18 protein-coding genes are annotated in these 20,143 nt (G+C 67.2%); 15 read left to right on the forward strand and 3 right to left on the reverse strand.

The features are described 5' to 3' along the window. Positions 1-70 precede the first annotated feature (70 nt). Both DR_RS04775 and DR_RS04780 read left to right on the forward strand, forming a co-directional pair. Complete coding sequence (locus DR_RS04775; RefSeq protein WP_010887569.1) at positions 71-709, forward strand: DUF47 domain-containing protein; 639 nt, start codon at positions 71-73, stop codon at positions 707-709. Between the two features lie 24 nt (positions 710-733). Beyond that, positions 734-1,735 carry an inorganic phosphate transporter gene (locus tag DR_RS04780; protein WP_010887570.1) on the forward strand — a complete coding sequence of 334 codons (1,002 nt, stop codon included), beginning with the start codon at positions 734-736 and terminating at the stop codon, positions 1,733-1,735. Positions 1,736-1,916: 181 nt separating this feature from the next. Here DR_RS04780 and DR_RS04785 read toward each other — a convergent pair whose 3' ends face one another. After that, a complete protein-coding gene (locus tag DR_RS04785) occupies positions 1,917-3,134 on the reverse strand; it encodes an ABC transporter permease (protein ID WP_010887571.1) in 1,218 nt (405 codons plus the stop codon). A gap of 31 nt (positions 3,135-3,165) precedes the next feature. Beyond that, positions 3,166-3,900, reverse strand: a complete 735-nt coding sequence (locus tag DR_RS04790) for an ABC transporter ATP-binding protein (protein WP_010887572.1) — start codon at positions 3,898-3,900, stop codon at positions 3,166-3,168. Between the two features lie 214 nt (positions 3,901-4,114). Here DR_RS04790 and DR_RS04800 point away from each other — a divergent pair, with 214 nt between their 5' ends. Next, a complete protein-coding gene (locus DR_RS04800) occupies positions 4,115-4,906 on the forward strand; it encodes an endonuclease III domain-containing protein (RefSeq protein ID WP_165439355.1) in 792 nt (263 codons plus the stop codon). A gap of 168 nt (positions 4,907-5,074) precedes the next feature. Here the strand turns inward: DR_RS04800 and DR_RS04805 are convergent, their stop codons facing one another. Continuing rightward, positions 5,075-5,338, reverse strand: coding sequence for an acylphosphatase (locus tag DR_RS04805; protein ID WP_010887574.1), 264 nt, complete (start codon positions 5,336-5,338; stop codon positions 5,075-5,077). Positions 5,339-5,412: 74 nt separating this feature from the next. Here DR_RS04805 and DR_RS04810 point away from each other — a divergent pair, with 74 nt between their 5' ends. From DR_RS04810 to trpA, 12 genes are all read left to right on the forward strand, one after another. After that, on the forward strand, positions 5,413-6,384 hold the full coding sequence (locus tag DR_RS04810; RefSeq protein ID WP_010887575.1) for a phosphotriesterase family protein: 972 nt from the start codon (positions 5,413-5,415) through the stop codon (positions 6,382-6,384). A 782-nt stretch (positions 6,385-7,166) separates the two neighbouring features. Further along, complete coding sequence (locus tag DR_RS04820; protein WP_162177598.1) at positions 7,167-8,183, forward strand: polyprenyl synthetase family protein; 1,017 nt, start codon at positions 7,167-7,169, stop codon at positions 8,181-8,183. Positions 8,184-8,257: 74 nt separating this feature from the next. Beyond that, positions 8,258-10,192, forward strand: a complete 1,935-nt coding sequence (locus tag DR_RS04825) for an alpha-amylase family protein (protein ID WP_010887578.1) — start codon at positions 8,258-8,260, stop codon at positions 10,190-10,192. Positions 10,193-10,240: 48 nt separating this feature from the next. Further along, on the forward strand, positions 10,241-10,987 hold the full coding sequence (hspR, locus tag DR_RS04830; protein ID WP_164927951.1) for a heat shock protein transcriptional repressor HspR, fused homodimer type: 747 nt from the start codon (positions 10,241-10,243) through the stop codon (positions 10,985-10,987). Positions 10,988-11,129: 142 nt separating this feature from the next. Then, positions 11,130-12,056: a metallophosphoesterase gene (locus DR_RS04835; protein WP_227086008.1), complete on the forward strand. Its 927-nt coding sequence runs from the start codon at positions 11,130-11,132 to the stop codon at positions 12,054-12,056. Positions 12,057-12,125: 69 nt separating this feature from the next. After that, positions 12,126-13,166 carry a 23S rRNA (adenine(2503)-C(2))-methyltransferase RlmN gene (gene rlmN, locus DR_RS04840; RefSeq protein ID WP_010887581.1) on the forward strand — a complete coding sequence of 347 codons (1,041 nt, stop codon included), beginning with the start codon at positions 12,126-12,128 and terminating at the stop codon, positions 13,164-13,166. Positions 13,167-13,493: 327 nt separating this feature from the next. Beyond that, the gene (locus DR_RS04845; protein WP_010887582.1) at positions 13,494-15,284 is read left to right on the forward strand and encodes a tetratricopeptide repeat protein; all 1,791 of its coding nucleotides are present in this window, start codon (positions 13,494-13,496) and stop codon (positions 15,282-15,284) included. Then, positions 15,281-16,468, forward strand: coding sequence for an SPOR domain-containing protein (locus tag DR_RS04850; protein ID WP_010887583.1), 1,188 nt, complete (start codon positions 15,281-15,283; stop codon positions 16,466-16,468). Before DR_RS04845 ends, DR_RS04850 begins: the two co-directional genes overlap by 4 nt. 5 nt (positions 16,469-16,473) lie before the next feature. Further along, a complete protein-coding gene (locus DR_RS04855; RefSeq protein ID WP_027479676.1) occupies positions 16,474-17,169 on the forward strand; it encodes a redox-sensing transcriptional repressor Rex in 696 nt (231 codons plus the stop codon). 2 nt (positions 17,170-17,171) lie between these two features. Beyond that, complete coding sequence (locus tag DR_RS04860) at positions 17,172-17,792, forward strand: hypothetical protein (protein ID WP_162177597.1); 621 nt, start codon at positions 17,172-17,174, stop codon at positions 17,790-17,792. 132 nt (positions 17,793-17,924) lie between these two features. Next, a complete protein-coding gene (gene trpB / locus DR_RS04865; RefSeq protein ID WP_034349629.1) occupies positions 17,925-19,181 on the forward strand; it encodes a tryptophan synthase subunit beta in 1,257 nt (418 codons plus the stop codon). Next, a complete protein-coding gene (trpA, locus tag DR_RS04870; protein ID WP_010887587.1) occupies positions 19,178-19,990 on the forward strand; it encodes a tryptophan synthase subunit alpha in 813 nt (270 codons plus the stop codon). Before trpB ends, trpA begins: the two co-directional genes overlap by 4 nt. The last annotated feature ends 153 nt before the right edge of the window (positions 19,991-20,143 follow it).

Consider the following 20,143-nt stretch of genomic DNA (forward strand, 5'->3'; position numbering starts at 1 on the left):
GCGAAATACGGCTCCCTGAACTGCGGCTGACATTTCCCTGACATAGTAGGTGAGAATCAGGAGGATTGTCATGGTCTTGTCAAAATTCATGCCCCACAACCCCAAGTTTGCCGCCAAGTTCGCCGAGGCCGCCCAGAACGCCCACGCGACGGCGCAGGCCCTTGTCGATCTGCTCGAGAACTACACCGATGTGGAACGGAAGGTCCAGCGCGTTCTCGACTTCGAACACGAGGGCGACCGGATCACCAGTGAGGTGACCAACCTGCTGGCCGAGTCGTTTATCGTGCCGTTCGACCGCGAAGATATTCTGGCGCTCAACGCCGAACTCGACGACCTCGTCGACGATATGGAGGAAGCCGCCAGCAAGCTCAGCCTCTACCGCATCGAGCGTCCGCTGCCGCAGATGGCGCAGCTCGCCCGCGTGGTGGAGCAGCAGTGCGCCCTGCTCGCGCAGGGAATGCCGCTGATCGAGGACGGCAGGATGGTCGACGAACTGCGCCAGCTCTCGCAGAAGATTCGCGCTCTGGAAGACGAGGGCGACCGCATCAGCGACGAGGTGGCCCGGCACCTGTACGACGGCGTGACCGAGGTGCCGCAGATGATCGTGGCGATGCGCTCGGGCGAGATTCTCAACCTGATCGAAAACGCCTCCGATCAGGCGCAGCGGATCGCTCGCACCGTCGAGAGCATCCTGCTCAAGAACGCGTAAGGGACAGAGGAGACCAGAGCCAGCATGGAAACTGCACTGATCGTCCTGATCGTCATCGTCGCCCTTGCCCTGATCTTCGACTTCATCAACGGCTTTCACGACACCGCCAACGCGATTGCCACCTCGGTCGCCACCAAGGTGCTCACACCGCAGCAGGCCATCGCCATGGCGGCGGTCCTGAACGTGGTGGGCGCCCTGACCGGCACTGCCGTCGCCAAGACGGTCAGCAAGGACATCATCGCGCCCGAGTTTGCCACGCTGGGACTAGTGGCCGCCGCACTGATCAGTGCCGTCGTCTGGAACCTCTTTACCTGGTGGAAAGGCTTGCCGAGCAGTTCCAGCCACGCCCTGATCTTCAGCATGGTCGGCGCGGGCGTAGCGGCGGGCGGCTGGGCCACTGTGATTCCCAAGGGCGTCATCAAGACGTTGCAGGGCCTGCTCTACAGCCCGCTTCTCGGGTTCGTGACGCCGATCATCCTGATGACGCTGCTCTCGTGGCTGGTGCTGCGCTGGATGAAACCCCGCGCCGTGACGCGCAATTTCCGTATCCTGCAAATCCTGAGCGCGGCGTTCATGGCCTACTCGCACGGGCGCAACGACGCGCAAAAGACGATGGGCATCATCACCTTCGCCCTGAGCGCCTACTTCGGCAGCCAGATCGACATCATTCCTCACTGGGTGATCTACGCCTGCGCCACCGCTATGGGCCTGGGCACCGCCACTGGCGGCTGGCGCATCATCAAGACGATGGGCTTCAAGGTCGTGGACCTCAAGCCGGTGGACGGCTTCGTGGCCGAAACGAGCGCGGCGCTGATCATCGACGGCGCTTCCAGTCTGGGGATTCCGGTCAGCACCACCCACACCATTTCGAGCGCCATCATGGGCGTGGGCACCACCAAGGGCTTCAGAAAGGTGAAGTGGCAGGTCGCCGGCAAAATCGTGCAGGCGTGGGTCTTTACCATTCCGACCTGCATCGTGCTGGGCTGGGTCGTGCACAAGGCGATCTTGCTGGCGGGCGGGAACTGAGCGCCTAGCAAGCAGAAAGAGAGGCCCCGGCATGTGCGCTGGGGCCTTTGCTTTGGATGATACAAGGGCGTTTTGCGTTTTTGACCCTCTCCACCTGTGGGAGAGGGCCTTGCGAAGCAAGGGGTGAGGGGGAACCCAGACCAGTTCTGAGGCAACCTCATTCCATATTCCATCAAATGCTCTAGTTCCTGAAAATCACTTCCTCCCGCCCGAAAGACCGCCACGCCAGCCAGCCGAGCAGCGCGGTGCCAAGCAGGTTGGCGACGACAGCGGCGAGCGTGTGCAGGGGCGTGATCTGGCCCTTCACCACGTCCAGAATGGCGACCATGCTGCCGAAAAGGGGAACGGCGTAGAGCCAGTCGCCCACCTTGAGAAAGTCGGAAAACTGGAGCATGACCGCCGGCAGGACGATCAGCAGCGAGAGCGGCGAGACGTAGGTCTGCGCTTCCTTGTACGAGCGGGCGTAGATGCTCAGGGCGATCAGGACCGCCGAGATCAGCAGCGCCACGCTCAGCACGATGACCACCATCGCCGCCAATGAGCCGAGGGTCAGCGTGAGTTGCCCGCCCATCACCTGAAGGGCCTCGGGGTCCACCACAGCGCGTTTGGAGAGGACCGCCGTCACCAGCCCGGTGCCGAGGAACCCCAGCAGGCTGAAGAATCCGGTGGCGAGCGCCATCAGCGTGGTCGCCAGCAGCTTGCCCGCCACCACCTCGCCCCGGCGCACCGGGGAGATGAGCAGGCTCTCTAAGGTGCCGCGCTCCTTTTCGCCCGCCGTGGAGTCCAGCGCCGTCGCCATGCCGCCGTTGAGCAGGAAACTCAGCATCAGCATCGGCACCACGAAGGCGAGCATCCCCGCGCTGCGCTCCTGCGGGGGGCTGGCGTCCACGGGTTTGACCTGCACCGGGGTCAGCACTGTTTCGCTCAGGCCCAGTGCGGTCAGGCGCTGCCGGGTGAGCGAGCGGTTGTAGGTGTCCACCGCGTCCTTGACCTTGGCGTAGGCCCCGGTCTGGCTCTTGAGGTTGCCGAGCTTGGCGTAGAGCTCCAGCGTGCCCTGCGTGTTGCCGGCCTGCGTCGGCAGGGGGCTGGGCGCCCGGAGGACGGCCTCCGCCTCGCCGCTGCGGACCGCCTGCACCGGGTCTTTCACCGTAATGAGTTCCACGCCCGTGCCGCCGCTTCCATTGCGGGTCAGCGTGCGGCGCAGTTCTGCGGGCAGCGTGCCGATGACGCCGACCTTCTGAGCTTCCTTCGCCTGTCCGCCCATCAGGTTGCCCAGCAGCAGCGGCATCCCCAGCGTAAGCAGCGGCAGCACCAGCAGCGGCAGCAAAATGGTGCTCAGCAGCGTGCGGCGGTCGCGCAGGGTAGAGAGCAGGTCGCGCCAGGCCACGTTCCAGACCATGCGGGGGCGTAGGCCGTTGCTGCTGCGGTGGTCAGACTGCACGGGGCTCGCCTCCCTTCAGCAGCGTGAAGAAGGCCCGTTCCAGGTTGCGCTCGCCGGTCCGCTCCAGAATCGCGGGAATGGTGTCGAGCGCGACGAGTTCGCCCTGGTGGAGAATTGCCACCCGGTCGCAGACTTCCTCGGCCTCGCTCATCACGTGGGTGGAATACAGCGTGAGCCGCCCCGGAGCGCGGGTCTGCGCCACGAAGTCGAGCAGCGTGCGCCGGGCGAAGATGTCGAGTCCACTCGCCGCTTCATCCAGCACCAGCACGGCGGGGTCCTGAATCACGGCGCGGGCGATGATGACTTTTTGCTTCATGCCGGTGGAATACTCGCCGGCCCGCGTGTCCAGCGTGCGCCCGAGTTCCAGCCGGTCGTCGAGTTCGGCAATGCGGGCCTCGGTCTGCGCGCGGCCCATGTCGTAGAGCGCGGCGAACGAGCGCAGCACCTCGCGCCCGGTCAGGCGGGCAGGCAGGCCCATGCCGCCGTTGACCACGCCGATTTGCCGGCGCACCGCTTCGGCGTCCCGCTGGGTGTCGAGCCCGGCCACCGTCACGCTGCCGGACGTGGGGGAGAGCAGCGTCGCCAGAATACGCAGCAGCGTGGTTTTGCCCGCGCCGTTGGGACCGAGCAGCCCGAACACTTCGCCGTCGCGGGCCGAGAACGTCACGTCCCGTAGCGCCTGAAAGGAGCCGTAGGACTTGGAAAGGTGCTGAATGTCGAGCATAGGACGACCTTATAGAGTATTTGACAAAAAGGTGTCACAACTTTTTGTCGAGCGGACTGGGACAGCTCGCAGAGAGCGAGTACAAAACACTGAGCAGGATGGAGAATGGAGCGGGTGGCGGTGCTGTTCCGACGCACGCGCAATTCGGAGAACTGCTCAAGAGATTGAGCATGAGGCGGGGGTTTGGGGCGAACACTCCCTGTTACGCTGCCCTGTGCCCTCACGTTCCCCCCAGGCGTCCTCTAAATCCCGTCCTCTGAGCGAACAGAACCCGCCGCCCGTGTGGTTCGGCGAGTATCTGTCGCGCCTGCGGGACACCTACGCGCCCGAGCTGCCGCCTCCGCGCCAGTTTCCCGACCCGCTCGGGGGGCTGATCCGGACCATCCTCTCGCAGCAAAACACCCGCCGGGTCGCGCAGCGGCAATGGGAGGTGCTGACCGCCACCTACCCGCAGTGGGAAGCGGCGCTGCTTGACGGTCCTGACGGTATCGAGGCCACGCTCAAGTCGGCGGGCGGCGGCCTCTCGCGCATGAAGGCCGACTACATCTACGGCATCCTCGCCCACCTGCAAGAGCACCACGGCGGCCTGAGCCTGCGCTTCCTGCGCGAGTTTCCCCACACCCCAGAGGGCCACGAGCAGGCGCGGCAGGCCCTCGCCGCCTTGCCGGGGGTCGGCCACAAAACCGTCGCGCTGGTGCTGCTGTTTGACCTGCGCCGCCCCGCCATGCCGGTGGATGGCAACATGGAACGGGCGGCCAAACGGCTCGAACTCGTGCCCGCCGCTTGGAACAGCCACAAGGTCGAGCGCTGGTACGCCGAGGTCATGCCCGCCGACTGGGAGACCCGTTTTGCCCTCCACATCTCCGGCGTGCGGCACGGGCGCGACACCTGCCGCAGCAAGCACCCGCTGTGTCCTCAATGCCCCCTGCGCGAGTTCTGCCCGAGTGCATCGATTTTTGAGCTGGGCGAGGCGGGGGAGCGGGAGCCGTCCGAGTTGGAGTGGTAAGGGTTGAGACTTGGTATGTCCCTTCTGGGGATGGAGGTCAGTGCGAGAAAGATTACCCTCGCTATTGACCCTCTCCCCTTGCGGGAGAGGGCCTTGCGAAGCAAGGGGTGAGGGGGCGTACAGACCAGTGCAGCCAGCCCTTCAATCCACACAACTCCTCCTCACCCCTCAATAAATATGAAACTCCCGCAGCCCCGTTTCCTCGCTGTACTGCGTATCCACCGCCTGCACGCGGGCGTGGGGCGGGCCGCGCCGCAACCAGTGCAGCAGCCGGTTCAGGGCGTCCTCGTCGCCCTCGGCAATGACTTCGACCTTGCCGTCGCTGAGGTTCTCGGCGTAGCCATGAAGGCCCAGGTCGCGGGCGTACCGCTGAACGAAGAGCCGGTACCCGACCCCCTGAACGTGTCCGGAAACGAGTGCAGTCAGGCGCATGGGGGTCAGCTTAGCGGGCGGGCCGGAGCGCTAGCATGGCGGGGTCCACAAAGCAGGAGACAGGAGGCACACAGATGACGGCACAGACGGTGACGGGCGCAGTCGCGGCGGCTCAACTCGGAGCGACGCTGCCCCACGAACACGTGATTTTCGGCTACCCCGGCTACGCGGGCGACGTGACGCTCGGGCCATTCGACCACGCGGCAGCGCTCGCAAGCTGCACCGAAACGGCGCGGGCGCTGCTGGCGCGCGGTATTCAGACGGTGGTGGACGCCACCCCCAACGACTGCGGACGCAACCCGGCCTTCCTGCGCGAGGTGAGCGAGGCAACCGGCCTCCAGATTCTGTGCGCGACCGGCTTTTATTACGAGGGCGAGGGCGCCACGACCTACTTCAAGTTCCGCGCTTCTCTGGGTGACGCCGAAAGCGAAATCTACGAGATGATGCGGACCGAGGTGACCGAGGGCATCGCCGGCACCGGCATCCGCGCCGGGGTCATCAAGCTGGCGAGCAGCCGCGACGCCATCACCCCCTACGAGCAACTGTTTTTCCGGGCGGCGGCGCGGGTGCAGCGCGAAACCGGCGTGCCGATCATCACCCACACTCAGGAAGGCCAGCAGGGACCGCAGCAAGCCGAGCTGCTGACCTCGCTCGGCGCGGACCCGGCGCGCATCATGATCGGGCACATGGACGGCAACACCGACCCGGCCTACCACCGCGAGACGCTGCGCCACGGCGTGAGCATCGCCTTTGACCGCATCGGCTTGCAGGGCATGGTGGGCACCCCCACCGACGCCGAGCGGCTAAGCGTGCTGACCACGCTGCTCGGCGAGGGCTACGCCGACCGGCTGCTGCTCTCGCACGACAGCATCTGGCACTGGCTGGGACGCCCGCCGGCCATCCCCGAAGCCGCCTTGCCCGCCGTCAAGGACTGGCACCCTCTCCACATCTCCGACGACATCTTGCCTGATCTGCGGCGCCGGGGCATCACCGAGGAGCAGGTGGGGCAGATGACGGTGGGCAACCCGGCCCGGCTGTTCGGGTAACGCGCTTTCGAGGGTAAATAATAAAGCGGCACCGGGAAGACATTCTCCCTGGTGCCGCTTGTGTTGCTGAAACTCAGTGGCCGTTCTGTCCAGCGCGCTCGCTCTGGAGCCTGCCACCGCCGAGCGCGTCTTCGAGGCGCACCGCGCGCTGCGGCGCATGATGCTCAGGGCTTCGTCGGCGCGCTGGCCGTTGGGGTCACGGGCGATGACCAGGGTCAGGCCGTTCTTGATGCCCTGGCCGAAGCGCTCGGCCTGCTCGGCGGGCACGCCCATGCGGCGCAGCAGCCGCACGTGGTCGCCGTGGTCACTGCCGGCGAGCGCGCCGAACAGCAGGCCCATGCCGGCGGTCCCGATGGTCACGAGGATCATCGCCATCAAGGCGCCGTTGCTGTAGATGCGGGTGTCGGGAATCAGGCGCAGCAGCACCCACACGGGGATCATCACGGCAATGCCGATCAGGGCGCCGTAGAGCGTGCCCTTGATGGCCGTGCCCGAGCCGCCCGGCGCGCCGGCTTCGGGGCTGATGCCGGTGGCCTGCGCGATGTCGTTTTCGGCCACCACGTCGGACAGGGCAAAACCGAGACGCTCGCGCTCGAAACCTCGCGCCTGCAAGGCGTCAAGCGCCTGCCGGGCCTGTGCGGGATCGGGAAAAAGGGCAACGACGCTTTCCATACCTGTTTTTTAGCATGTCATGAGTGCCCGGTGCGAGGGACAGGGCGGCAGCGCCCGAAGGTGCCATTTGCCCTGCTCTCATAGGCCCGGCGCTCCCTATACTTGCCCGCATGACTGGCGTCTTTTCTCCGAGCGTCCCCGGCCTGCCCCTGGCCGGGCTGGCGGTGCCCGACGCTGCCTTCGAGACCCGGATGCGCGAGGTGCTGCGCTCGGACGTGGAATTCATCGCCATCATCGGGGAAGACCTCGTCACGGCGGGCGGCAAACGGGTGCGCCCGCTGGTCACGCTGCTCGCGGCGCAGGCCCTGGGTGCCGGCCCCGACGCGCTGGCCACGTCTCACAGCTGGGACGAACTGCTGCGCCTGAGCGTGTGCGTGGAACTGCTGCACTCGGCCAGCCTGCTGCACGACGACCTGATCGACGACTCCGACAAACGCCGGGGTCAGGAAACGGCCTTCCGGCGCTTCGGCAACGTGGTCAGCGTGATGAGCGGCGACTTCATGCTGGCGCGGCTTCTCGGCGAACTCTCGGGGATGCCCGGCAGCCCGGCGCTCACCCGCGCCTTCGGGCAGGCGGCGAGCGTGATTTGCGAGGGCGAAGTCTTGCAGTTTCAGGTCGCGTCCTACGCCGATTATTCCTTCGAGAACTACTTTCAGGTCATTCACGGCAAGACGGCGGCGCTGCTCGAACTCGCGGCGCAGGCCCCGGCCATGCTGCTCGGTGCCGACGACAGCGCCCGCGACGCGCTCTCGACTTTCGGGCGCGAGTACGGCATGGCCTTTCAAATGCAAGACGACCTGCTCGACCTGCTCGGCGAGGAGGCGCAAATCGGCAAGCCGGTGGGCGGCGACCTGCGTGAGGGCAAGGCGACCTACCCGGTGCTGTGCCTGCTCGGCGGCCCGCACGACGCCGAGGTGCGCGCCATCCTCGAACGCCGCGCCGGGGAAGACGGCGACGTGGCGCGGATGATTGCGCTGGCCCGTCAGGAGCGCACCGACGACTGCACCCGCGAGGAGATTCGCCGCCGCGCCCGCCTCGCCATCGCTGCGCTGGACGCGCTGCCGCCCTCACCGGCCCGCACGGCGCTGGCCGCGCTGGCCGAACGCGAACTGAACCGCACCCATTGAGTCGGCTGAATTGACCGGGCTGAGGCAGGTCGTATGGAACCGCTCCCACACCCCGCGCCGTATCCTGTCCGGCGATGCTCACGCCTGACCTCGCCGCCCGCCTGCGCCTCGCTTTCGACGATGACCGTGACGCCGAGACTTTCCGGCTGCGGCTGGAGCGGTACGGCCCGGAACTGGCCGACAACCTGCGGGCGGTCTACGGAAACCACGCCGACGCGCTGATAGGCGAGCTTCTAGAAGTCATGCTGCACGCCTACCACGCCCGCCCCGCCGACCTCAAACGGCTCGACGAGGCGCGGCTGCTGCGCCCCGACTGGCTGCAAGGACCGGAGATGGTGGGCTACGTGGCCTACGTCGACCGCTTTGCCGGCACGCTCAGGGGCGTGGGCGAGCGGCTGGAGTATCTGGAAGGGTTGGGCGTGACCTACCTTCACCTGCTGCCGCTGCTCCGGCCCCGCGACGGCGAAAACGACGGCGGCTACGCGGTGCAGGATTACCGGAGCGTGCGCCCCGACCTCGGCACCATCGACGACCTCTCGGCGCTTGCCCGCGAGCTGCGGGGCCGGGGCATCAGCCTGGTCCTTGACCTGGTGCTCAACCACGTGGCCGAGGAACACGAATGGGCGGTGCGCGCCACAGCGGGCGAGGCCGCCTACCGCGACTATTTTCATATTTTTCCTGATCGCACGCAGCCCGACGCCTACGAGCGCACGCTGCCCGAGATTTTCCCTGACTTCGCGCCGGGTAATTTCACCTGGAACGGAGAAGCGGGCGGCTGGGTGTGGACCACCTTCAACCGCTCCCAGTGGGACGTGAACTGGGGAAACCCCGCCGTGTTCCGCGAGTATCTCGACCTCATTCTCACCCTCGCCAACCGGGGGGTGGAGGTCTTCCGGCTCGACGCCATCGCTTTTTTGTGGAAGCGGCTGGGCACCGACTGTCAGAACCAGCCTGAGGTCCACCGCCTGACCCACGCGCTGCGGGCGGCGACCCGCATCGTGGCCCCGGCGGTGGCGTTCAAGGCCGAGGCGATTGTGGCGCCGGGCGACCTGATTCATTACCTCGGCTCGCGCGACCACCATGGGCGGGTCTCCGACATGGCCTACCACAACTCGCTGATGGTGCAGCTCTGGAGCAGCCTCGCCTCGCGTGACACGCGGCTGCTCACGGCGGCGCTGGCGGCCTTTCCCCCCAAGCCGACGAACACGACCTGGGGCGTCTACGTGCGCTGTCACGACGACATCGGCTGGGCGATCGCCGACGAGGACGCGGCGCGCGTGGGCCTCAGCGGACCGGCGCACCGCCACTTCCTTTCGGACTTTTACAGCGGCGAGTTTCCCGGCTCCTTTGCGCGGGGACTGGTGTTTCAGCACCACCCACAGACCGGGGACCGCCGCATTTCGGGCACGGCGGCGAGCCTTGCCGGGCTGGACCTCGCGCTGGAAACGGGAGACGCCGAGCGGGTGAACGACGCGCTGGCGCGGCTGCTGCTCCTGCACGCGGTCATGCTCGGCTTCGGCGGGGTGCCGCTGCTGTACATGGGCGACGAACTCGCGCTGCTTAACGACACTGACTTTGCGGCCGTGCCCGCCCACGCCGCCGACAACCGCTGGGTTCACCGGCCGCAGATGGACTGGGAGCTGGTCGCCTCTGCCCAGGCCGACGCGGCGACCGGGCAGCCGGTCACGCCCGCCGGGCGAATGTTCGCCGGGCTGCGACACCTGCTCGCCGTGCGCCGCCGCACCCCGCACCTGCACGCCAGCACCGAGTCGCGTCCCCTCCCGAGTCCCGACCCCTGCGTGCTGCTGCTGCGGCGCGAGCACCCGACCGGCGTGCTGCTGCAGGTCTACAACTTCAGCGAGCACCACATCACTTTCCCGACGTGGCCCTTGCAGGAACAGCTCGGCGCCGTGGCCCACGACCTGCTCGGTGAGAGCCAGTTTCACCTGGGCGGGCCGGACCTCGCGCTCGAACCGTACCGGGCGCTGTGGCTGGTGGCGGGGGGGTAATTCCCGTCCCACTCATCAACCTTGCTTGTGGTATGCTCAACTTCGCTTATGGGTTCGGACGCCAAACATCGCCCTGTCTACGTCATCTCGGTGGCGGCGGAACTGGTGGACATGCATCCCCAGACGCTGCGGCTGTATGAGCGCAAAGGGCTGATTCGTCCGGGACGTTCGAGCGGCAAAACCCGGCTGTATTCCGAGCGCGACATCGAGCACCTGCGCGAAATCCGGCGGCTGACCCAGGAACTCGGCGTCAACNTTGCGGGTGTGGAAGAAGTCATGCGCCTGCAACACCAGCTCGACGACCTGCAACAGGAGTTCGAGGCCGAAATCGAGCGCATCGAGGACGAGTTGCGCGAGCAGGCGCGGCCCCGTGCCCTTCCCGCTCCCGACGCGCCGCCCGACCCGCGTGACCGCCCGGTCTACGTCATTTCCATCGCCGCCGAACTCGTGGACATGCACCCGCAGACGCTGCGGCTCTACGAACGCAAACAACTGATTCACCCAGGCCGCAGCAGCGGCAAGACCCGGCTGTACTCCGAGCGCGACATCGAACACCTACGCGAGATTCGGCGGCTGACCCAGGAACTCGGCGTCAACCTCGCGGGCGTGGAAGAAATCATGCGCCTGCGCCACGAACTCGATGCCTCGCGTGCCCACCTCGAAGGCAACGTCCGCCGCTTGCAGGACGACCTCAGCGAGCGCATGACGACCTGGCGCACCCTGCCTGCTCCGGAGTCAGAAGCGGGGCCGGAAGAAGACGCAGCGGCAGCGGATGCCGGAGAAGACCAGAACTGAGCATCAAGAACTGTCCTTAACTTTTCTGCGCGGCGTCAGATTGCTGAGAGAGCCGCGCTTTATTGTGTCAGATGCGCTCTCGCGTCCGTCTGCCGCTTTCCCCGTGCTGTGCCCCGAGGTCTTTTTGAATTTGAATGCCGCTTTGCCCCTGTCTCCCGTACCCGCCCGCCCACTGTGGGTGGTGGGAGACGTGCACGGCGCCCACGACAAATTGCGGGCGCTGCTGCTGGAGGCGGGCCTGACCGACGCACTCGGGCACTGGACCGGGGGCGCGGCGCACCTGGTGTTTCTGGGGGACTACGTGGACCGAGGCCCCGACGGTTTGGGCGTGCTGCGGCTGGTGCAGTCGCTTGAGGAGCAGGCGCTGGCGGCGGGCGGCGAAGTCACGGCGCTGCTCGGCAACCACGAGGTGATGCTGCTGGCGGCGGCGCTGTTCCGTGAGCAGGACCCGCGCGACCGCTTCGGCTTTTTCGATTACTGGCGCAGCAACGGCGGACAACTCACCGACCTCGAGCGCCTCGCTCCCGGCGACCTGGCTTGGCTGCGCGCGCGGCCTCTGCTTGCCCACGCGCAGGGCTGGCTGTTGCTGCACGCCGACTCGCCCTTTTACCTGGGCCTGGGCAACGACCCGCAGGAAGTCAATGTCCGGGTGGCCGAACTGCTGCTCAGCCCTGATCCGGGGCCCTGGGCGGCTTTCGCCAACGCGTTCGTGGACCGGCTGAAATTTGCTGGCGACGACGGCACGGCGCAGGCCCGCCGGCTGCTGGAGACCTACGGCGGCGAGCGGCTGGTGCACGGCCACACCCCCACCCCGCTGCTGTTGCAAGGGAGCGGTCAGGACTTGCCCGAAGGCCCCACGGTGCCGGTGCTCTACGCCGATGGCCTGTGTCTCGCGGTGGACAGCGGCATGGCGTACTTTCCCGATGCGGGGTTCGTCGCGCGGCTGGGTGAACTCGCGCCGGGGGGTCGAGCGGAGCGGGTACTTGCCGAACTCGTCACCTTGCCGCCGACTTTTCTGGACCTGGGTTCCCTCACCGCCACAGCGCTGCGCCCGTCCGGAGAAGGCTGAATCTTTCATGCTCGGATTCACGTCTCTCAATCCACAAATGCTGCTGCCGGGTTGCTCTAGACTGGGCTGATGCCTCTGCTGCTCGACCTGCACCCCGACCACTACCCGCTTGAGGGCTTTCGCCGCAAGCAACTGCTCGAATGGGTGTTCGTGCAGGGGGTCGGCACCTTTGACGCCATGACCAACCTGCCCGCCGGGTTGCGTGCCGAGCTGGAGAGCGAGTATCAGCTCAACCCCTTCCGCGACATCGAAACCGTGCGGAGCCACGACGGCTCGGTCAAATATCTGTTCACCCTCAACGACGGGCGGCAGATGGAAGCGGTGTACATGCCTTACCTCGACCGCAAGACCATCTGCGTCTCGACGATGGTGGGTTGCCCGGCCCGCTGCGCCTTTTGCGCCACCGGCAAGATGGGCTTCGGGCGCAACCTGACCCCCGGCGAAATCGTGGGGCAGGTGCTGGCGGTGGCCGGGGGCGAGGGCATTTCCCCGCGCGAAATTCGCAACCTGGTGTTCATGGGCATGGGCGAGGCGCTGCTCAACTACGAAAACAGCATGGCCGCCGCCCGCGTGCTGCTGCACCCCGACGCCCTGGGCATGAGCAAACGCCGCGTGACCCTCTCCACCGTGGGCATCGCCAAGGGCATTCGCCGCCTCGCCGAGGAAGACGACCTCGGCATCAAGCTGGCAATCAGCCTCCACGCCCCCGACGAAGAAACGCGACAGCAGATCATCCCGACCGGGGCGGCCAATTCCATCGAGGAAATCATGGCGGCGGCCCGCGACTATCAAGCGGTGACCGGGCGCCGCGTGACGATGGAATACACCATGCTGCGCGGCGTCAACGACCACCTCTGGCAGGCCGAACTGCTCGCCGACCGCCTGGACGGCCTGGTGAGTCACGTCAACCTGATTCCCATGAACCCCTGGGACGGCTCGGATTTCGTGTCCAGCAGCGAGGAGCAGATTCAGGCCTTTTACGACGCCCTGCAAGACCGAGGCGTGGACGTGTCGGTGCGGCGCTCGCGCGGCAAGGACGCCGGGGCCGCCTGCGGCCAGCTCGCGCTGCGGCGTCCCGGCGCGCGGACCGGAGAGGTTGGCGCGGCTTGAAGGGGGCGAAAAGCAACTTTGAGCCTGACCTCTGACCTGGGCCAGCGGTTTTCTACGGGTTCCGTCTGTTCCGTTGACAAACTGGGAAAGCGCCAGTTTGCCAACTGTACGTCCGGAACCCGTTTTTCTCCTTCTCGCTTTGCCCAGATTGAATCACTTCGTGGGCGATTCAATCGGAGTTGGGCCCAGAGGTTTTTTTCCGCGCCGGAGCATGGGAAAATCAAGGCTGAAGAGGCTGCCCCCGCCGCCGCGGTCCGGCGCAGTAAGGGTTGAGCAAGGCCCCAGGCGTCATGCTGTTCCTGCCCGTCTTTTCAGGAGGCTCTATTCATGCTTGTTTCCCCTGACACACCCCGGTTTCTCGCCGCCCGCCTGCTGCTCGGGGCCTGGCTGGCCTGCGGCGCGGGTGCCCAGGCCCAGACCCTGCTCGACACTTCGGCTGCCATCGGGGTGCAAAACACCCTCAACCAGATTCAGCCGGGCGTCACCCAGGTGCCGGGCTCGCTGTCCGTTCAGTTCGACGCCTGCAAAATGGCCCCCGAATCTTGCAAGGACGGCCAGCCCATCGGCGCGGCCCCGGCGCCTGCCACGTCTGGTCAGAGCGCTCAAAATGCTCAGAGTGCCCAGCCAGCCCCATCGCAGGTGGCGCCCGCAGCACCGACAACTCCGACCCAGACCACCCCCACCCCGGCAGGTGAGGCCCCCGCAACTCGGCCCGTGCCCACTGTCGTGCCGCTGACGGCGGAGCAGCAGCAACTCTTGCAGGCGGCGCAGGCCCAGTTCGCCGCCGGACGTTATCCCCAGGCCCGCAACGAGTTTGAGGCGCTCATCGTGCGGAACTACAACAACCCCGAGCCGCATTTCGGGCTGGGGTTGGCGCTCTATCAGCTCGGCGACCTGCGCGGGGCCACGTTCGAGTTCGGGCAGTTCATGCAGTTTGCCCCGCAGCGCTACGAAGGGCCTTACAACCTCGGCGTCATCGCCACCCGTGAGGGCCGCTACCCCGACGCTCTGCGGCTGTACGGCGAAGCGCTGACGCTGGCGCAATCGGCCCCACCCGCTGCTCGGCAGGTGCTGTTGCGGGCACTGGCGACCGAGCAGGGCCGGGTCAAGGACTACGTGGCCCTGGCCGCAACCTACGCCGATCTTCGCGCTGCCGACCCGGAAAACGTCGAGTACATCTTCCGCCATGCCCAGGCGCTTTATCAGGCGGGGCAGGTGGCCGACGCGCTGCCGGTGACCTACGCGGTGCTGGAGCGCAAGCCGAGCAGCCTGCAAGCGGCGCTGCTGCTTGCCGACCTCTACGTGGCCCAGGGCCTGCCCGACCGCGCCGTGCGGGAACTCAGTGCCGCCGCCGCGCGGGTGCTGACCGGCACCGACCGGGCGACCCTGCTGCTGCGGCAATCCGACTTGCTGCTTGCCCAGAACAACCTACGCGGCGCTCTGAATGCCGCCAGCGAAGCCCGCCAGGAAGACCGCCGTCTGCCCGCCGCCATTATCCGCGAAGCTGAACTGCTCGCCCAGTTTGGTCAGCGTCCCGCCGCTGTGCGGGCCTACCGCGACGCGCTGGCGCTCACGCCCAAGTCGGCCCCGATTCAGGCCGCGCTCGCCGCGCTGTATCTGGAAGGCAACCAGTACCCGGAAGCGGCCCAGGCCGCGCAGCAAGCACTCAAGCTCACGCCCGACGCGAGCACCCGGGCGCGGGCGTTGTACGTGCAGGGCGTGGTCGCCTACCGTCAGGGCCAGTACACCCAGGCGCGTACCGCGCTCAATTCCAGCGTGCTCGCCGTGCCCGACGCCGACAGCCTGCTGTGGCTGGGCCTGAGCTACTACGCGCTCAAGGACTACGCCTCGGCGGTGCCGGTCCTGAGCGAGAGCGTGCGCCTGCGTCCCACCCCCGCCGCCCGGCAAAACCTCGCCGCCGCCCTGCTCGCCACCGCCCGCTACGCCGAGGCCGAGGCGCTGCTGCGCGGACTCGTGACCGATGAAGTCAAGAACGCTGAGGGCTGGTACCTGCTGGGGCTCTCGCAGCGGGCCCAGCAGCGTCCGGACGACGCCCGGCAGTCCTTCAAGACCGCCGCCGGCCTCGGCAGCGCGCGCGCCAAGGACGCCCTCAAATGACCCGCGCCCGGACCCCCTCACCCGGACGCCCTTCCCCCCGCCGTCCGCGTCGCCCTGCCGGTCCGCGCCGCTGGCCCGAACTGGTGGCCGCCACCCTGGTCCTCGCCCTGGGCGTGGGCCTGGGCAGTTTGCTGCTCGGCGAACGGCGCGCCCCCGCTGAGCCGGTGGGCGCGCCGCAGCCGACCACGTCCATTCCGGTGTCTCCCGGCGCTGTGGTGGCCGATGGGTCGCCGCAAACCGCCGCGCCTGCCCAGGCCCAGACGACAGCGGGCAAGATTCCGCCAGCCCCGGCGGCGCCCCCCGCGCCCAAGATTCCCCCCCCCGTCCTGCCGGAGCCGCGCCGGATGCCGGCCCCACCGACGCCTCCCCGTCCGGTGGAAGAAACGACGACTGCGGCCTCTCCCATCACCCAGCCACCAGTCACGCAGGCCCCGGCGACCCAGACGCCAACCCCGCAGACGCCAGCAGCCCAGGCTCCGGCGACGCAACCGCCAGCGACCCCGGCTCCTGAACCTGCGGCGCCCGCCGAACCGGCGCCGGCGACCACGCCCGAACCGGCAACGCCCACTGAGCCGGCTGCCCCCGCGCCTGGCACCCCAGCTGTCGCTCCGAGTGCCCAGCGCACGCCACTGCGGAGCGACTACCGCGTGATGCTGGGAACGTTCGGCAGCGAGGCGGCGCTCCGTTCGGCCACCGCCGGGGTCAGTGCCCTGGGCTACACCGTCTACGCCATTGACCTGGGCAACCAGTTCGTGGCGCAGGTGGGTCCCTTTGCCGACGAGGCGAGCGGGCAGCAGGCCGCCGCCGACATCCGCCGCGCCTACGCCCGCGCCGAGCTGTACCCGCCGCGCGGCCAAACCCTGCGAAACCCAGCGCCGGCGGCAGCCGCCGAAGCGCCCGCGACGCCTGAGCCCGCCAGCGAACCGGCCCCGACGCCAGCCGAGACACCTACGGCTGCGCCTGCCCCGGCAGGACCGGTCTACGTGCAGGTGGGGGCCTTCAACAACGTCGAGGGGGCTCAGCGGTTCGTCGAGCAACTGCGGGCCCAGGGCTTTTCGCCCAGCGTCAATGCCCCCGAAACCGGCAAGGTCACCGTGCTGCTCGGGCCGTTGACGGGCAGTGATCTGACCTCCACCGAAGGCCGGCTCGACGCCGCCGGGCTCGACCACTTCAGGCTGCGGTGAGCAGGGTGGCCGACATCCCGACCGCCACGGTGGGCCGCGTGGTCACCTATATCAGGGTGCTGGAAGAGCTCGAAGCGCAGAACGTCCTGCGCGCCAGCAGCGGCGAACTCGCCCGGCGGGCCGGGGTGACCCCCTTTCAGGTGCGCAAGGACCTGACCTATTTCGGGCGCTTCGGCACGCGGGGCATCGGGTACACCGTGGCGGTGCTGCGCCGCGAGCTCTTGCGGGCGCTGGGCCTCGACCAGACCTGGAACGTGGTGATTGTCGGCATGGGCCGCCTCGGGCACGCCATCGCCAACTATCCGGGCGCCAGCGACTACCAGTTTCAGAACGTGGGCCTCTTCGACGTGGCCCCCGACGTGGTGGGCCGCGAGGTCCGGGGGCTGACCATCCAGCACATGAGCCAGCTCGGCCCGTTCGTCGCCTCGGTGGCGGGCACGCCCCGGCAGGTGGACATGGGCCTGCTGACGGTGCCCGCCGAGCACGCCCAGGCGGCGGCGCAAGCGCTCGTGGCGGCGGGGGTGGGCGGCATCCTCAACTTTGCTCCGGTGGTGCTGCAAACCCAGGACCTGCACTTGCCGGAAGCATTTGCCGCGCCGGGCCGCCGCGAAGTCACGGTGGAAAACGTGGACTTTCTGGCCGGCATGAAACGACTCGCCTTTTACATGCTCGGTCCCCAGGCGGGACCGGCGGAGGAATGACTATGAAAAAAATGTTTCCTGTACTTCTCTTGGGCGGGCTGCTGCTCGCGGGATGCGGTACGGTCGGACTCGGCTCGGGACGCGTCAACGTTGGGGTAGATGTAGGTGACGCAGGCTCGGAGCAGGTAGCGACCCTAACCATTACCCCCGAAAAGTGCGACGATAAGGGAGTCTGCACACCTCAGAAGCAAGAGCTGTCGATCACGGACGGTCAGCCCGTCACCTTTACTTTCACGGCCCGCCCGGGTTCCGAAGCGGTGACCATCGAGGGCTACCGGGTTCTGAGTGACCGGCTTGACGGCGTGGAGCGTGCGGATCCCAAGAATCCCGTCGAGAATGCCAAGATGAACCTGTATGTTCCCTCGGGCTACGCCTGCGAGGGCTTGACTGCCGGCGCTTCCTGCCAGGGCAACGAAAGCGACATTCGAATTGCTAACGGGCAGCCGGTCCAGCACCAAATCTACTTCGCCAGTGGCCTGGGCGCCCGCGCTGCCGCCAAAGGCGCCAATGTGACGCGGGTGGTGGACCTGGAATTCTATGGCTTCAGCGCCAACAACGTTCCTTTTACCCGCAAAGTCACGGGCATCGTCAGTCAGGGAAGCTACGTCGTCAAGACGAACTGAGCGCTCACGATCTTAAGAAAAGGCCCCCTGTCGTGGGGCTTTTTGTTTTGGTTTCAGAGGCATAACTTTTTTAGACAACTCGTCTAACTTTACTTGTCAACTGCAAAGCTAGGGTGTCCTAAGCTAAGAATCATGCCCCTTTCCATTCCCAGCTTTCCGCTGCCAGACGCCCGTGGGCGGTATGGCCGCTTTGGCGGGCGCTACGTGCCCGAAACGCTGATTCCGGCGCTCGACGAACTCGAGCAGGCGTATGAAGCGGCCAAGCAGGACCCCGAATTTCTCGATGAACTCGACCGGCTGCTGCGCGAATTCGTGGGCCGGCCCAACAGCCTGTACCTCGCCGAGCGCCTGACCGAACACGCGGGCGGCGCCAAGATCTACCTCAAGCGCGAGGACCAGAACTTTACCGGCGCGCACAAGATCAACAACTGTCTGGCCCAGGCCTTGCTCGCCAAGCGCATGGGCAAGCAGAAAATCATCGCCGAAACCGGCGCCGGGCAGCACGGTGTGGCGTCGGCCACCGCGGCGGCGCTGCTCGGGCTCTCGTGCGTGGTCTACATGGGCGAGGAAGACATGCGCCGGCAGTCGCTCAACGTGTTCCGTATGCAGCTGCTCGGCGCCGAGGTCCGGCCTGTGACGAGCGGCACCGCCACCCTCAAGGACGCCACCAACGAGGCGATCCGCGAGTGGGTGACGAACGTGCGCGACACCTTTTACATCCTCGGCAGCGTGGTGGGGCCGCACCCTTACCCGGCGATGGTGCGCGACTTTCAGAGCGTCATCGGTGAGGAGGTCAAGGTGCAGCTCCAGGAAAAGGAAGGCCGCAGCGTGCCCGACGCCATCGTGGCGTGTGTGGGCGGCGGCTCCAACGCCATCGGCATCTTCGCGCCTTTCGCTTACCTGCCGGAGGGCGAGCGTCCCCGCTTGATCGGCACCGAGGCCGCCGGGCACGGCGTGGACACCGGGATGCACGCGGCGAGCGTGGCGTGGGGCCGCGTCGGGGTGCTGCACGGGTCGATGATGTACCTGATGAACGACGACGAGGGCCAGATCGTGCCGCCGCACTCCATCAGCGCGGGGCTGGACTACCCCGGCATCGGCCCCGAGCACTGCTACTACTCGGTGATGGGCATGGCCGAGTACGTGCCGGTCACCGACGCCCAGGCGCTTGAAGGGCTGCAACTGCTCACCCGCCTCGAAGGCATCATTCCCGCGCTGGAGTCGGCGCACGCCATCTCCTACGCGGTGCAGCTCGCCCGGCAGATGAAGCCCGAGGAAATCGTTGTGGTCAACCTCTCGGGGCGCGGCGACAAGGACGTGACCGAGGTGATGCGCCTGCTTGAACAATCCGAAAACAAACAGGCCGAGGGCCAGGAGGTCAAGGCATGACGGCGACTCCAGAAACGGCCACCAATCGTGGGGTTCAGCGCCTGCACGCCGCTTTTGCGCGCGCTGAGGCGGAAGGCCGCGCCGCCTTCATTCCCTTCATGACCGGCGGCTACCCCGACGCGGCCCGCTTCGGTGAGGTGGCCGGCGACCTGCTCGCGCGCGCCGACATCATGGAAGTGGGGATTCCCTACTCTGACCCGCTCGGCGACGGCCCCACCATTCAGCGGGCCTCGGAACAGGCGCTCGCGGGCGGCACCAGCACCCGGCGCACGCTGGAACTGGTGCGTGAGCTGCGGCAGAAGGACGACACCCCCATCGTCATCATGACCTACATCAACCCGATCTACGCCGTCGGTCCCGCCGAGTTCATGCGGCTGGCGCAGGAGGCGGGGGTGGACGGGCTGATTCTCCCCGATCTGCCGCCCGACCAGGACCTCGAAATTGCCGACCTCGCCGCGCAGCACGGGCTGGCCGTCACCTTCCTGATCGCGCCGACCTCCACCCCCGAGCGCGTGAAACTGGTCGCCGAGGCCTGCACTGGCTTCCTCTACGCCGTCAGCGTGACCGGCGTGACCGGCGCCCGTGAAGGCGCGGCGCTCGGCGAGGTGCCCCGGATGCTCGACCTCGCCCGGCAGTACGCGCAGAGGCCGGTGGTCGTCGGCTTCGGTGTGAAGGACGCGGCCACCGCTCAGCAGGTCGCGCAGGTCGCCGACGGCGTGGTGGTCGGCAGCGCCTTTATCAACGCGGTGGCAGCGGGACGGGATGTAGGTGCCCTTGCCGACGAGCTTGCCGCCGGGTGCCGCCGCTAGCTTCGCTCCACTCTGATACGGTTTCAAATTGAGTCCCGGACATGTCCGGGCGCAATTTTGTGCGGAGCGCATGAAAAAATAGGGTTTTAAGGAGATGGGAGGGCATCCGGCGCCCTTCCGGATGTTCGGGAATCGGATTAAAACCGTATGAAA

Origin of the sequence: Deinococcus radiodurans R1 = ATCC 13939 = DSM 20539, assembly GCF_000008565.1 — a bacterium.
GTDB lineage: Bacteria > Deinococcota > Deinococci > Deinococcales > Deinococcaceae > Deinococcus > Deinococcus radiodurans.